Annotated in this window: 14 protein-coding genes; 10 read left to right on the plus strand and 4 right to left on the minus strand. The window is 36.3% G+C overall.

Features of this window, described 5'->3' with window-relative positions; genetic code table 11:
* The first annotated feature begins 110 nt into the window (after positions 1-110).
* The gene (locus PT285_RS01090) at positions 111-1,061 is read left to right on the plus strand and encodes a cytochrome C5 (protein WP_277147150.1); all 951 of its coding nucleotides are present in this window, start codon (positions 111-113) and stop codon (positions 1,059-1,061) included.
* Positions 1,062-1,151: 90 nt separating this feature from the next.
* On the opposite strand, the gene PT285_RS01095 is transcribed toward PT285_RS01090, so the two are convergent.
* Entirely contained in the window at positions 1,152-1,520 is a 369-nt protein-coding gene (locus PT285_RS01095) for an aggregation promoting factor surface protein (protein ID WP_277147152.1), read from the minus strand.
* A gap of 170 nt (positions 1,521-1,690) precedes the next feature.
* Between PT285_RS01095 and PT285_RS01100 the strand changes: the two genes are divergently transcribed.
* The 7 genes from PT285_RS01100 to PT285_RS01130 all read left to right on the plus strand — a co-directional run bounded on the left by PT285_RS01100 (position 1,691) and on the right by PT285_RS01130 (position 8,698).
* Positions 1,691-4,225 carry a M1 family metallopeptidase gene (locus PT285_RS01100; protein ID WP_277147154.1) on the plus strand — a complete coding sequence of 845 codons (2,535 nt, stop codon included), beginning with the start codon at positions 1,691-1,693 and terminating at the stop codon, positions 4,223-4,225.
* A gap of 190 nt (positions 4,226-4,415) precedes the next feature.
* Positions 4,416-4,910 (plus strand): PTS sugar transporter subunit IIB, encoded by a 495-nt coding sequence (locus PT285_RS01105; protein WP_277147156.1) that lies wholly within the window; start codon positions 4,416-4,418, stop codon positions 4,908-4,910.
* On the plus strand, positions 4,910-5,707 hold the full coding sequence (locus tag PT285_RS01110; protein WP_277147158.1) for a PTS sugar transporter subunit IIC: 798 nt from the start codon (positions 4,910-4,912) through the stop codon (positions 5,705-5,707). The genes PT285_RS01105 and PT285_RS01110 overlap by 1 nt, the downstream gene beginning before the upstream one ends.
* Positions 5,700-6,497 carry a PTS system mannose/fructose/sorbose family transporter subunit IID gene (locus PT285_RS01115; protein WP_277147160.1) on the plus strand — a complete coding sequence of 266 codons (798 nt, stop codon included), beginning with the start codon at positions 5,700-5,702 and terminating at the stop codon, positions 6,495-6,497. Before PT285_RS01110 ends, PT285_RS01115 begins: the two co-directional genes overlap by 8 nt.
* A 17-nt stretch (positions 6,498-6,514) precedes the next feature.
* The gene (locus PT285_RS01120) at positions 6,515-6,931 is read left to right on the plus strand and encodes a PTS sugar transporter subunit IIA (protein WP_277147162.1); all 417 of its coding nucleotides are present in this window, start codon (positions 6,515-6,517) and stop codon (positions 6,929-6,931) included.
* 26 nt (positions 6,932-6,957) lie between these two features.
* Positions 6,958-7,815, plus strand: a complete 858-nt coding sequence (locus PT285_RS01125; RefSeq protein WP_277147164.1) for a PRD domain-containing protein — start codon at positions 6,958-6,960, stop codon at positions 7,813-7,815.
* Between the two features lie 16 nt (positions 7,816-7,831).
* Positions 7,832-8,698, plus strand: a complete 867-nt coding sequence (locus PT285_RS01130) for a Nif3-like dinuclear metal center hexameric protein (RefSeq protein ID WP_277147166.1) — start codon at positions 7,832-7,834, stop codon at positions 8,696-8,698.
* Between the two features lie 78 nt (positions 8,699-8,776).
* Here the strand turns inward: PT285_RS01130 and PT285_RS01135 are convergent, their stop codons facing one another.
* The 3 genes from PT285_RS01135 to PT285_RS01145 are packed head-to-tail and all read right to left on the minus strand — an operon-like array spanning position 8,777 to position 12,536.
* Entirely contained in the window at positions 8,777-9,781 is a 1,005-nt protein-coding gene (locus PT285_RS01135; RefSeq protein ID WP_277147168.1) for an alpha/beta hydrolase, read from the minus strand.
* Positions 9,782-9,796: 15 nt separating this feature from the next.
* The gene (locus tag PT285_RS01140) at positions 9,797-11,683 is read right to left on the minus strand and encodes a beta-glucoside-specific PTS transporter subunit IIABC (RefSeq protein ID WP_277147170.1); all 1,887 of its coding nucleotides are present in this window, start codon (positions 11,681-11,683) and stop codon (positions 9,797-9,799) included.
* 13 nt (positions 11,684-11,696) lie between these two features.
* Positions 11,697-12,536 carry a PRD domain-containing protein gene (locus PT285_RS01145; protein WP_277147172.1) on the minus strand — a complete coding sequence of 280 codons (840 nt, stop codon included), beginning with the start codon at positions 12,534-12,536 and terminating at the stop codon, positions 11,697-11,699.
* A 241-nt stretch (positions 12,537-12,777) separates the two neighbouring features.
* Between PT285_RS01145 and PT285_RS01150 the strand changes: the two genes are divergently transcribed.
* Positions 12,778-13,065 carry a type II toxin-antitoxin system HicB family antitoxin gene (locus PT285_RS01150; protein WP_277147174.1) on the plus strand — a complete coding sequence of 96 codons (288 nt, stop codon included), beginning with the start codon at positions 12,778-12,780 and terminating at the stop codon, positions 13,063-13,065.
* A gap of 251 nt (positions 13,066-13,316) precedes the next feature.
* Entirely contained in the window at positions 13,317-13,886 is a 570-nt protein-coding gene (locus tag PT285_RS01155; protein WP_277147176.1) for an aldose epimerase, read from the plus strand.
* Positions 13,887-13,972: the final 86 nt, after the last annotated feature.

Raw genomic sequence — 13,972 nt, forward strand, 5'->3', positions numbered from 1 at the left:
TTTTTATTTTAGCACATATTATAATTGCTAAAAATTCTATCAAGATTTTATTTATTGGTGTTCAAGTAAGGTAAACATGGTAGGATAGTAAACTTGGAGGAGGACTATTTATGGCTAAAAAATCGCATATCTCGCGACATGATTATCGTCAAAGGTACCTTAAGCAAAAAGGGAAACCGGTTAATCCCCCCACAAAGCAACGTACGGTTAAACGAACAGCTCTTAGTGATGCAAATTCTGTTTCGGAATCACGCTCCGACTATACCCATGTTAGGTTAAACTTTTGGAAAATTTTTTCTGATCGGCCCTATATTTCGGTTGCCATTGTAGTTTTGGCACTCTTTTTCATTATGGCAAAATTATGGTGGCTGTTACTTGTCCTAGCGGTGATTGTTGCTGTTGGCATCTTTGTTATTGCCCACAGCCATCATCCTGACCGCATTTTGAGCATTGAATTCAAGATGAAGGCTTCTAGAAAGCTGAGTATGTTACGCGCCTTGGAATTTGGCGGGGCAATTGTGATGTTTTTGGCGACCTATATGAAGCAGGTTGTGACAGTTAATTTTCCTTCCGCCGGCTCGACCGATGGTCTGCAGGTTGTTCAAGGAATTTTGTCCAGTCACGGCGGTGTTTATGGGCAGCAGGGTTCCTATATTTTAGGTCTGCTTAATACTTTAACAGGTGGACAGCTTTGGGGCTCATACCGTTACGCCGCTAATAGTGCCCAGATGATGAATAGCAATTCCGGCAGGCTAATCGTGATGTGGGTCTTACTGTTGATGATTGCTCCGGCCTTTTGTGTTTTGGCGCAGTTTTTCCGCGAGCCTTATTCACGAAATTCAACCTTAATTGCGGCAATTATTTCTACTGTCAGCTTCATCTCGACGCCGCACTTGATGCGCAAGTGGGTGATTGAATATGCGGTGGAAAATCAGATGACACAACAGAATGCGCAAAATGCTGTTTCTGTCGGCGGAATGGCCTATGTAGCAATGGCTTGTGCCGTCATGGTCTTGCTAATTTCTATTTATCGCGTTATTAAACGGGATAAGTTTGAATAAGTTTTTTAACTAAAAGCAAAAGCAAATAGACAGCTTAGTTGATTAACTAAGCTGTCTATTCTTGTTAGAGATTAAAATTGAAAATTATTTTTAGTACCAGTGATGAATAAGCCAAAAGTTCTTGGCGTTAGCCCATGAGCCGTAACGACCGTACGCATAATTATCTGCAACACGATCTTGGTTGCTCTTTGAATAGTCACCATGCAAGTAAGCAATGTTTAATTGGTACTTACCGTAACAAACACCATTGCGTGCGTAATAATTGCCGCCCGATTCGTGCATTGCCACCCAATTTTTAGCGGCACGCTCACTGCTTGATAATCTTCTAGCAGCTTGAACAGTTTGTGTAGTTGAATCGGTATTAGTAAAGGTATGAGCTGTAGAGATAGCGACAAACGCCAGGGCTGCAGCTGCGATTAACTTGATAATAATAGATTTAATTTTTTTCAATTTATTCATTCCTCATTAATTAATTCCTAATGCTATGGTTTTATAATACATGAAAAATATGACAGCGATGTTACAGAAGTGACACGTGCTTCTTACAATCGCGTTTAAAGTATTTCTTTTCCTAATCAAGATTATCTTTGCTAAAATTTATGTTAACGACAGATTATTAGGAGGTAACTATGACAAAAAAGCATTTTTATGAAACTTTTCACCCAGAGCATTACGACTTGTTCATTGATGTGAATCGTGAGAATAAAACAATTAAGGGAACGTCGACTATTACTGGTGTGGCCCAGGAAAAGACGGTTTTAATTCATCAAAAATACATGAAGATTTCTTCCGTTACTTGTGATGGCAGCGATGTGCCGTTTACAGTTGATGACAAAAATGAGGCAATTGAGATTAACCTTGGTAAGACCGGACAGGTGACACTAAAGATTGCTTACGAGGCACCGCTGACCGATACCATGATGGGAATTTACCCTTCGTATTATCAAGTTAACGGGGTCAAAAAAGAGATTATTGGTACCCAGTTTGAGACAACCGCTGCGCGTCAAGCTTTTCCGTGTGTCGATGAGCCAGAAGCAAAAGCCACTTTTTCGTTAGCTCTTAAATATGATGAGCATGAAGGTGAAACCACTATTGCCAATATGCCGGAAATTAAGGTCGAAAATGGTGTGCACTATTTTGAAAAAACAGTGCGGATGTCCAGCTACTTGATTGCTTTTGGCTTCGGTGATTTGCAGTCAAAGATGACAGAAACTAAAGATGGCGTAAAAGTTGGCGTCTTTGCGACTAAAGCTCATAAGGCCAAAGAATTAGATTTTGCTTTAGATATTGCTAAACGGGCAATTGAATTTTACGAAGACTTTTATCAAACTAAATACCCGCTGCCGCATTCATGGCAATTGGCTTTACCTGATTTTTCTGCCGGCGCAATGGAAAATTGGGGCCTTGTAACTTACCGTGAAGCAGCAATTTTGATTGATCCAGATAACTCAACAGTCGAACAAAAGGCTTATGTTGCAACAGTTATTACTCATGAATTAGCCCACCAGTGGTTTGGCGATTTGGTCACGATGAAATGGTGGGACGATCTGTGGTTGAACGAAAGTTTTGCCAATATGATGATGTATCTATCAGTTGATGCGATGGAACCAGATTGGCATATTTGGGATAACATGTTCCAAATCAGTGAGGTGCCGGCTGCCTTGAACCGAGATGCAACCGATGGCGTCCAGCCAGTTCACGTTCAAGTTGAGGATCCGGCAGACATCGATTCGATTTTTGACAGTTCAATAGTTTATGCTAAGGGTGCACGGATGCTGGTCATGGTACGGACTTTGCTCGGTGATGACGCTCTAAGAAAGGGTCTCAAATACTACTTTGAGCAGCACAGTTATAGCAATGCCACTGGCGATGACCTGTGGAATGCTTTATCGACAGCAACGGATTTGGATATTGGTAAAATTATGCACACTTGGCTTGATCAACCGGGGTACCCCGTTGTTAGTGCCAAAGTGGTTGAAAATGGACATCTAATTTTAAGTCAAAAGCAATTCTTTGTTGGTGAAGGTAAAGATATTGGCAGAACTTGGGCAATTCCGCTGAATGCCAACTTTGACGCACCGCAGATTATGTCCGAAAAGAAAGTGGATTTAGGTTCATATCAAGAATTGCGGGCTAAAGCTGGTCATGCCTTGCGCTTGAATGTTGGCAACGATTCACACTTCATTGTTAAGTATGATGATACTTTAATGACTGATATTATGAATGAATTAAACGAATTAAAGCCAGTTGATCATTTGCAGCTGCTCCAAGATCTTGGCTTTTTGGCAGACAGTAAGCAGATTTCTTATGCCGAAATTGTGCCATTGCTGCCGAAATTTGCTGATTCCAGATCAAATATTGTCATTAAATCTTTGTTTGGCAGTGCGCGGAAACTACGGAAATTTGTTGAACCTGGTTCTGCTGCGGAGAAGAATTTAAAGGACTTGTTTGATAAACTGTCACAAAAGCAACTTGTACGCTTAGGTTTCCAAGTCAAAGCAGGAGAAAACATTGAGGACACACAAATTAGACCAAATGAAGTTTCCGCTAGTTTGTATGCAGAAAATCCCGCAACAATTAAAGCACTGCATGAATTGTTTACGAAGAATGAAGCTGATCTTCATGGTTTGAGTGCAGATATTCGTGCTTATGTTTTAATGAACGAGGTTAAACATTTTGGTAGTCATGATTTGCAGGTTAAATTAGTTGGCGAGTATCAGACAGCAGTTGATCCAGCTTATAAAAATGATTTGTTGGCGGCAATCACCGATACAGAAAATGCCGCTGAGTTGAACGAAATTATTGCTAACTTTAAGAATGCCAATCTTATTAAGCCGCAAGATTTAACTTCCTGGTACTACAATGTTTTGTTAAACAGAAAAGGTGAGCAGGCTGCTTGGAACTGGATCAGGGATGAATGGTCCTGGCTTGAAAAAACAGTCGGTGGCGACATGGAATTCACCAGTTATATTAAGGTGATCGCGAACGTTTTCCATACGCCGGAAAGATTAGCCGAATTTAAGGCTTTCTTTGAACCAAAAATTAACCAGCCAGGTTTGGGTCGTGAAATTCAAATGGATACTAAGGTGATTGCGACCAAGGTCGATTTGATTAGAGAAGAAAAAGACGCTGTTAATGAAGCAGTTGCAAAAGTCATAAAGTAAATTAGTATAAAAAAATTTGACAAGCTTATAACATAGGATTATGATAAATCTAAATTAAGGATTGTAATCGCATACATAAAAAGTAATGTGAGCAAAACCAAAATTGATATAGTCAATAGAGAACTATATTAGTTTTGGTTTTTTTGTTTGTTATGATCCTAATTAATTATTTGAAATAGGAGGAAAGATTATGACAGTTGTAGGTGCAAGAATTGATAATCGATTACTGCATGGTGTTGTTGCAACGTCTTGGGCTCCTCAGTCTGGGGCAACAAGAGTAATGATTATTGATAATGAGGTTGCGACAAATCCAGCGTTAAAAAATGCTATGAAACTTGGGAGGCCGGCTGGCATGGCAGTTTCAGTCATTACGGAGGATGTAGCATTACAAAATTTTAAAAACGGAAAATATGATCGACAGAAAGTCTATATTTTAGCTAAGACACCAAAAATATTTTTAGATTTGGTTAAGGCGGGAGTTTTAATTAAAGAATTAGTTTTGGGTGGGACTTTAACTTATGAAGATTCTATTCAAGTAACTAAGCGTGCGTACATAAAAAAAGAAGAAATCAATGTATATAAAGAATTAATAAAAAATAATGTTCAAATCAATTCAATGTATACAACTAAAGATAAGCCAATAAGTGTATCAACAATATTAAATAAAAAGGAGCGTGAACTGTAATGGGATTAACATTTCCACAAGCTATTTTAATTACGTTACTAGCATATGTTTATGAGTTAGATAGAAAATCGACACAAATTGCAGGTAAGATTACTATTTTATATGGAGCCTTAACTGGCTGGATATTAGGGGATTTTAAAACAGGTTTGGAAGTTGGTGCAACTTTACAATTAATGTCATTAGGTGTAGCCAATTTAGGTGGTGCTTCTATGCCTGATTATCCAGTAGCTGCAATTATTTCTGCCGCAATAGCTGTTGCAACTGGCAAGGGTATGGCTGCTGGACTAGCAATTGGAATTCCAGTTGGAATGTTAGTAATGAATTTAGATGTTATGTTTCAAATTTTGAATTCAGCTATAGCTAAAAAAGCACAAAATTATGCTAATAAAAGTCAATTTAAGAAAATGCGAAGAACCATTCCTATTTCAACATTTTTAATTCCTTTAGAAGCTGCTTTACCAGTATTTCTAGCTGTAGTGTTTGGAAAAGCAGTTGTTGAAGCCGTTTTGAATTTTATGCCAGCGTGGTTTACTGTTGGATTAAACGTAGCTGGAGGTATGTTACCAGCAGTTGGATTTGCAATGTTATTAGTTTATATGCCAATGAAAAAATATGGATATTGGTTAATAGTTGGTTTTGTGGCTACGGCGTTTTTAAGTGTCCCTGTATTAGGGGTTGCCTTGCTTGGAATAGCTGCAGCTATTCATCAATATAAAAATTCTGACAATAATTCCAAGAATGTTGCTATCAATGGAAATAATAATTCTTTAACAGAAGAGGATATGGAAGATGAATAATAAATATAAAATCACAAAAAAAGATCTTTTAAGAACTGCTTTTAGACATTTTATAGGTGTGGGAACGTTTAATTATGACACGGGAATAGCTTCTAGCCTTGTTTGGGAAATGTTTCCTGTACTAAGAAAAATTTATAGTAATGATGATGATTTAATTGCTTCATTGAATAACCATTTTAAATATTATAATTGTAATCCATGGTTATCACCATTAATTACCGGTGCTACTCTTGCAATGGAGGAAAAAGATGGAACTGATTCACTCGAAGCAGTTCAAAGCCTGAAAACTGGATTAATGGGCCCTTTGTCAGGAATAGGTGATACTATTATTTGGGTAATGATGCCAACTATCTTTGGATCAATTGCCGGGTCAATGGGAAAACAAGGTAATCCACTGGGAATGTGGTTATTCTTATTAGTTTACTTTATGTTTTTCTTATTAAGACCTTATGTATATATTCTTGGCTATAATTCAGGAACTAGTTTAATTGATAAATTAGGAAATAAAATGGAAGCATTTACTGATTCCATTTCTGTACTTGGAATAATGGTGATTGGATCAATAGTTTCATCAACTGTTAGCATTAAAACCGGTTGGGTTTTTAGCAATGGCGGTGTGAAAATTAGTTTACAAAGTATTCTTGATAAGATATGTCCGTCTTTGTTGCCCGCTGTACTTGTTGCTACTTTATATGTTTTATTAAAAAAGAAAGTTAAGATGTCAGCCTTAATTATTTTAGTTATTTTGGTTTCAATGTTAGGAGCCGCAATTGGATTGTTTACAGTTTAATAAGGTGGAAAGTTGTTTTGAAAAAGGTAATTATTGTAACGCATAAATCATTAGCAGAAGGATTTAAGGACTCACTTAATTTCTTTACAGGAGTAAACGATCAAATTGTTGCTATATCAGCTTATGAAGATAATAATGTTTTTCCAGAAAAACAGTTAGCAGATGAATTAAAAAATAGTAAACCAGAAGATAAAATTATAATCTTAACAGATATGTTAGGTGGTAGTGTCAATCAACATGCGTCTAGATATATCGATAAAAATATTTATTTAATTACTGGGATTAACTTGTCTATTGCTTTGGAGATAGTATTACTTCCTGAAGAAAAAGTCTCTAACAAAAAAATAGAAGAAATGGTTAAAGAAGCAAGAAAGCAGTTGGTATTTGTAAATAATTATTTAAAACAAAATAAAGCCGATTATGATGATGAGTAAGAAATGCTTTTTGTTGGAGAATGTTTATGAAAATATTAAGAATCTTCAATAATAATATAATTCTTGTAAAAAATGAGGAAACTGACAAGGAAAGTATTCTCTGGGGCAAAGGAGTTGGGTTTCAAAAATCTAAAGGTGAAAACATAGAGATAAATAAAGGAGATTCACTGTTTGTTAAAGAATCTGAGTCTGAATGGGTAAGATCATTTATTTCGCTTAGTGATGAAATTCCTCTTTCATATTTTGAGTTAACTAAAGAAATTGTTAAAAAAGCAGAAAATAAATTAAACGTAAAATTCAATCCATTTTTATTGATTTCTTTGACTGATCATATTTATTTTGCAGTTCAACGTTCTAATGAAAATAATAATATTGCTTTGAAAGATATTAAAGAAGCATATCCGAAAGAATATAATCAAGCGATTGTGAGTAAATTGATGATTGAGCGTGAATTTAATATCAAATTAAATGATAGTGAAATAGGCTTTTTAACTATCCATTTTATTGAAAATGAGTATCAAAAAAAAGATGATAAAAATGATAACAGGATTATTTTAGATCAAGAAGATCAAGCTATTATAAGAATTAAGCAAATAATTTCTCGAGAACTAAGAATAGATTTAAATAATAGGAAAATCAATAGTAGAAGATTAACAACTCATTTAAGATTTTTAATTGATAGGATTCAAAAAAAAGAACATTTTAGTGATTCTGATGAAGATAAAATTTTATATTTCGAGATGGCTAAACTATATCCTAAATTAAAAAATTGTATTGCTGTAATTATAGAATATTTAAATAAAAAATTTGGATATAAGTTGACTAATTCTGAAAAATTGTATTTGATTATGCATTTACAGCAGATAACTAAGCAAATAGTTTAAAAAGGGAAGTAAACAAATGAAAGTATCAGAAGTAATTAAAAAAATAAAAGAATATCATACTGAAAACAATATAAATAAAAATACTACTAGAGATAAAGTTCTTTTTAACCATGTTGAAGAGGAATGTACAGGAATTGTTATAACTACCTGGGCTAGTATTGATGTTATAAAAAAAGCAATTAAGCTTGGAGCTAATCTGATAGTTTCTCATGAAGCATTATTTTGGAATCACGGTGATCATACTGATTGGCTTCAATATAAAGATAATGCGACTTATTTATTAAAGAAAAAATTATTGAACGAGCATAAAATAACGGTTTGGCGAGATCATGATCATGTTCATTATGCGGGAATACCAGTCAATGGCAAAATGGTTGACGGTATATTTTATGGTGTCGCTAAATTACTTGGCTGGGATAAATATGTTGTTGAAGGAAAAGATAGCAGTCCTAGATATGGGTTAACAAGATATCGACAATTTACTATCCCAGAAACTACTGCTTTTGATATATCTCAAAAATTAATAAAAGTAGGTAATTTAAATGGAACAAAGATCTATGGTAATCCCAAAACAAAAGTTAAAAATATAATTATACCTGGACATAATTTGGGAGATGCAAAAGATATTATTACTAAAGTTGATAAAGAGAATATCGATTTGGTTTTAGAAATGGAAACAATTGATTTTACTTTAAGTGAATATATAAGAGATAGTAGTATGTTAGGATTAAACAAAGCATTAGTTACAATTGGACATTTTAATCTAGAAGAATTTGGCATGAAATATATGGTTGAGTATTTGCCTGAAATTTTTGATAATAAAATTAATTGTACATTTGTTCAATCAGGTGACATGTATCATTATGATGTTGCCAAATTTTAAAGTAAATTAGTGTAAAGAAAAAGATTATCGCTTGGGATAATCTTTTTTGATCTGCTCAGTATGACTGAGTTGAAAATATTATTTATTAATTATTTTGGCAATATCATCGCAGACCTGTTCGGTTTGCTTTAAATAGCCTAGACGGTCAAAGAAGCCATGGTCAAGGCCCTTGTACAAAATTTCCTGTGCTTCTTTTCCATTGTCGTTTAGCAATTTAGCAAAGTATTTATTACTCTGCAGAAAATAATCAAACTCCGCTTCGATCATTATTACAGGAGGGATGTTGGTGAAATCAGTTGCGTAGACGGGGCTGATCAAAGGGTTGGTAACATCTTCATTCTCGCTATAAAGGGGACGCATCAAATTAGTAATGTACATGATTTTGTTTAGCCTAGTATGAATGTATTCTTGCTCCTCATTAGCCATCTGATAAAGTTCATAATTCCAGTGATAGATGGTCTTGTCTACTTCTTGCAGATCAAGAGCACCATAGATTGAAATGACCTGCTTGATTTGGTGGAGTTTGTCTAATAGGCCGCAGGCTACAGCTAGGTTCCCACCTGCACTATCGCCAGCAACAAATATTTTTGAATTAGTAAAACCTAAAGATTGTTGGTGCTCAATAATCCAGGTAATTGTCTCAATTGTGTCGTTTAATGCGCCTGGAAAAGGTGTTTCCGGTGCCAAACGGTAATCAAGCGAGATCACCGTACAGTTTGCTTTTTCGGCAATTAAGCGGCATTGATTGAGCATAATTGTACTGTCACCACCGATAAAGCCCCCGCCATGCAAATAAAGACAGGCATTAGTTACCATTTTTAGGTCATGTGGATGACAAACTAGTGCAGGAATGTACCTGTTTTTACACTTAATCAGGATACTTTTCACATCGATTGGCGTGCTGGTCATGTCTTTATTAGGAGAGCCCATCCCCTTTCTTGCTTGAGCAAAATCAACTTGTGTCACATCAATTACCTGGTTTGCTTCACCGTCGGAAAAAGCCTTCTTTTTCTTTGTCCGCGCTAAAACCTGCGGGTCAAGTCGCCCCCAAATGTTGCCGTAAGCTGAATCTTTAATAATCATTGTTAATCTCCGTAACTAATTTTCAGAAAAGGTTAGGGCCGGCTGCCCAGACTGCAGTTGGTCTTTTTCATTAATTATAGCTCTGGTGTTTGCCGTTGAATTAATTAACGTTACGATCACGGTCGGGTCGTAGCCTTCAGAAGAAATACCGGCAAAATCAACTTTGCAGAGTGTATCACCTTGATTTACTGCACTATCTTTGGCAATTGCGTCGGTAAAATATTTTCCTTTTAAATCAACAGTATTGATGCCAATGTGGATAAGGTACTGCCGCCCATCCTTGCCGGTAATTCCGTATGCGTGTTTGGTGGGATAGGTTGCGGTGACAACACCTGCAACTGGTGCAATAACATTTTGCTTAGTTAATTCAGGAGAAAAAGCCATGCCTTTTCCGAGTGATTCTGATGAAAATACTTCATCGCCGACTTTTTTTAAAGAAATAGCTTTTCCAGTGACCGGTGCAATGATGTCTTGGTCGCTCCAAGCTTCAACGTTAGATGTATTTGAAGTGCTGGCAGGAACTGCAGTCTGCTTGCTTGTCTTTGTGGTAGCAGATTGCGCACTGGCTTCAACACTTGGGTCATAACCGAAAAGATAGGTTAAAATTGCGGCAATAAAGAAGGCAGCAAAGTAACCAATTACGAATTGCAAAAAGCCGTGTCCGAAGTAAACGGGGAAGCTTGGCACACTGGCAACGGCGACGGCAGTAGCACGTGAGCCGGCAGCACCAGCAATGGCACCACCAACTCCGCCACCGATCATAGCCATTAAGAAGGCCCGCTTATATTTTAATGTTACACCGTAAATTGCGGGTTCGGAGATACCGAAGAAACCCATTAGGGTAGCAGAAGAGGAAATTTTCTTCATATTGGCATCTTTGGTTCTCAGGAAAATACCTAAAGCGGCTCCCGATTGGGAAATAATACTTGGGCCAAAAACTGCCAGGATTGTGTCAAAGCCGTACTTTTGAATATTGGAAAAAATAATTGGGAATAAGCCCCAGTGGATGCCGAAAACAACCATTGCCTGGGCAAAGAAACCAATGAAGCCGCCGGCGATCACTTTGCTTAAGCCGTAAAGATACATGTAGAAGCTGGCAATCCAATCAGCGAGTGCTGAACCAATTGGACCAAAGACAATAATTGTCAGAGGCACTAGGATTAAGAGTGAGATTAATGGTTCAAAGATGCTTTCAACCGAAGCGGGGATGACCTTTTTTAGAAACTTTTCCAAGTACGACAGAGTAAAAATTGCAAAGATAATTGGGAAAACGCTGCTCTTAAAAGTAGCAATACCAATTGGAATGTGCATGAATTGAACGGTCTTGCCATAGAGGGCAGCGATATTAGGGTAAACTAATGCACCACCAATGGTGACTGAAACAAAGATATTGGTTTTGAATTTTTTAGAACAGGTGATGGCTAGAATCATCGGCAGGAAGTAGTATAGACTGTCGCCTGCAGCATTAAATATTTCATAAGTACCTGAAGTTGTGCTCATCCATTTTAATGAAGTAAAAATGGACAACAATCCTTTGATGATTCCTGAGCCAATTAACACATACAAAATTGGCGTAAAAATGCTGGATACTAAGTCAATTAATGCATTGAAAATATTTTTATGCTTAGGCTCGGCCTCTGTTTTAGGGGCAGCATCTGTATTCAATATTTCCTTCATTGCATTGTAGACATCAATTACTTTGGGACCAAAAACAATTTGGTATTGGCCGGCAGCTTGGACAACAGAAATCACACTAGGAATTTTTTCTATTTCTGCTGTCTTAGCTTTACTGTCATCTTTCAAAGTGAAACGCAATCTAGTTGCACAATGTGTGTAAGTTAAGACATTGCTTTCACCGCCTAAATCATTTAATAGATTTTGGGCAATTTCTTGATTATTCAATTTATTTCCTTCTTTACTTTTGCTTTAAAATTATTCGTTGGATATGAATTGTTAAATATGATTGTTCGCCAATCGACAATGAGAAATTCTGCGTTTTGAGAATGTATTCTTTTATTTTTTGCATACACTTGAATGCTTGTGGCATTTTTTCCGGTAACTCGGAGTAGAAAAAGACTGCTTCCGAAGTTTGCTTCTCCTTGCTTAATATCCGTTTAGTTAAAAACTTCAAATGAATTACAAAACGAGTGTACTCAAGTGAATTTTCGTCATAATCGAGGTTGAAATAATATTTAACAATATTGAGCATATCCGTTACCATCCGGATGGATTCACCAACGTCGAAGTTCTGCAGGTTTGTTTTTAGATTATCTGCAATATGAAATGTTAAAAGACGGGCTTCCTCCAGCGGAAGATTAACGTTAAATGTCGCGTTTATTTCGTGGACAATCCGCAGTGATTCCTTGTAAATTTTAGGATAAATATCTTTGACTTCCCATAAAAGAGAAGTATTTACATTTTCCTTATTGCGATAGCGGGAAATCGTAAAATAAATATGATCAGTTAAAGCAATATAAATATTGTCGTCAAACTTTTCGTTTAAATTGATAGTCAATTCTTTAACTATGCGGTCGGTAAAATCCAAATATTGCAGTGGAATAGTTCCTACTATGCTGATCAATTTATTTTGTCTTTCCGCGGAACTCAACTTGTACACTTTTTCCAGCTTTTCTTCTGCTACTTTATCGCCTCTGTTCTTTTTAAAACCGATGCCCTTGCCAGTTAGAATCTGATCAATCCCGTCTTGACCATAGGCAATAACTGCATTATTGTTTAACTTTTTCTTGATAATCATTTCAAGCTCCTTCTGTCATTTGCTTACTCCTTTCACAATAAAAACGAAAAAAGGCCCACCAAACCATCATGATTTAGTAGGCCACGCCAGCTTTACCTGTAACTATCCCTATTCGTTTATAGCTATAGTATAACGCTTACAGAAAAATAAGCAAGTAAAATTTTAGGATATTTGATATTCTTTTTGTGAATTTTAGCGGTATCATTAATATTGAGACTTGTGACAATAAGGGGGAAGTAACTTGAATCATAAAATTGTAACTTATCCAGCAATCTTTAAACCGCTGGAAGATGATATTTATGTTATTAGTTTTCCAGATGTTAAGGGTGCGATTACTGAGGGACAAGGGTTAAAAGATGCGTTAAAAATGGCTGCAGACACCCTTGCAAGCAGATTATATAATAAGGTGACTCTGCCCAAAAGCAGTGTACCTGATGAAATTGAACTTGCTGATGATGGCTCGTTTGTGGTTTCGGTTTCTGCCGACCTCACAGAGGCATCACGTGACCGCATGGATTACCAAATTTAATAAAAAAAGACACCCTAAACATTAGGATGCCATTTTTTATTAACTTGTTCCAAGAGCAATTATACTTAAGGAACAAGTTAAGTATATTATAACAAAGGGAAATTTACAATAATTCTGTTTAAATGATTTAGTCCAATTTTAGCAATTATTTGTTATATAACATGATGTTAAGTGATGGAATTGCTAAGAAAAATTGACACTCACCCTTATAAAGTGCTATTTTTATAGAGGGAGAAAGTTTGGGGTGAAATATGCAAACAATTGAAAATTCCTTTCTGCAAGCATCTGTTGCCGAAAATGGCGCACAAATAACAGATCTTGTTTTAAAAAACGCCCAATTTGATTATTTTAAGGATAATAATGCGCAGCAAAAAATAACAATTGCTTTTCCAGCAATCAGCAGCGAAAAAGATTGGGCGGCTTTATTACCATGGACGGTTGTTGATAAGGGCGATACCCATGTCAGCCTTACTTTGATTGATACCAAAGAAAGCTATCAGGTTTTTCCGTATCATTTTGAAGTTGTGATTACGTATGAGCTTGAGGGCAATCAGCTGAAAGTCGGTTTCTTTTTACGAAATAATTCACATAAGGAGATGCCGTTTTCGCTGACAGCAATTGTTCCAATTATTGCTGGCTGGACCAGCAGTGGCGAAATTAATGGGGTTACGTTAACCAAAAAGAAGGACTACCAGCTGAAGCTCGCATCCGTAGACTTTGCTTTGGCTGTAAAAGACAAAAGTGTAATTGCTGCGGCTGATAATTTGACTTTGGCTGCCGACAGCAACCAGCGTTTTACTTTGACCCTAATGTTAAGTTGAAGAATGTAATGATTTTAATAAGATATCGAAAGCAAATCAGCAGTGATTTGCTTTTTTTGTTATAATACGTTCATTGTCAATTGACA

It is taken from the genome of Lactobacillus sp. ESL0791, assembly GCF_029433255.1.
Classification (GTDB): domain Bacteria; phylum Bacillota; class Bacilli; order Lactobacillales; family Lactobacillaceae; genus Lactobacillus.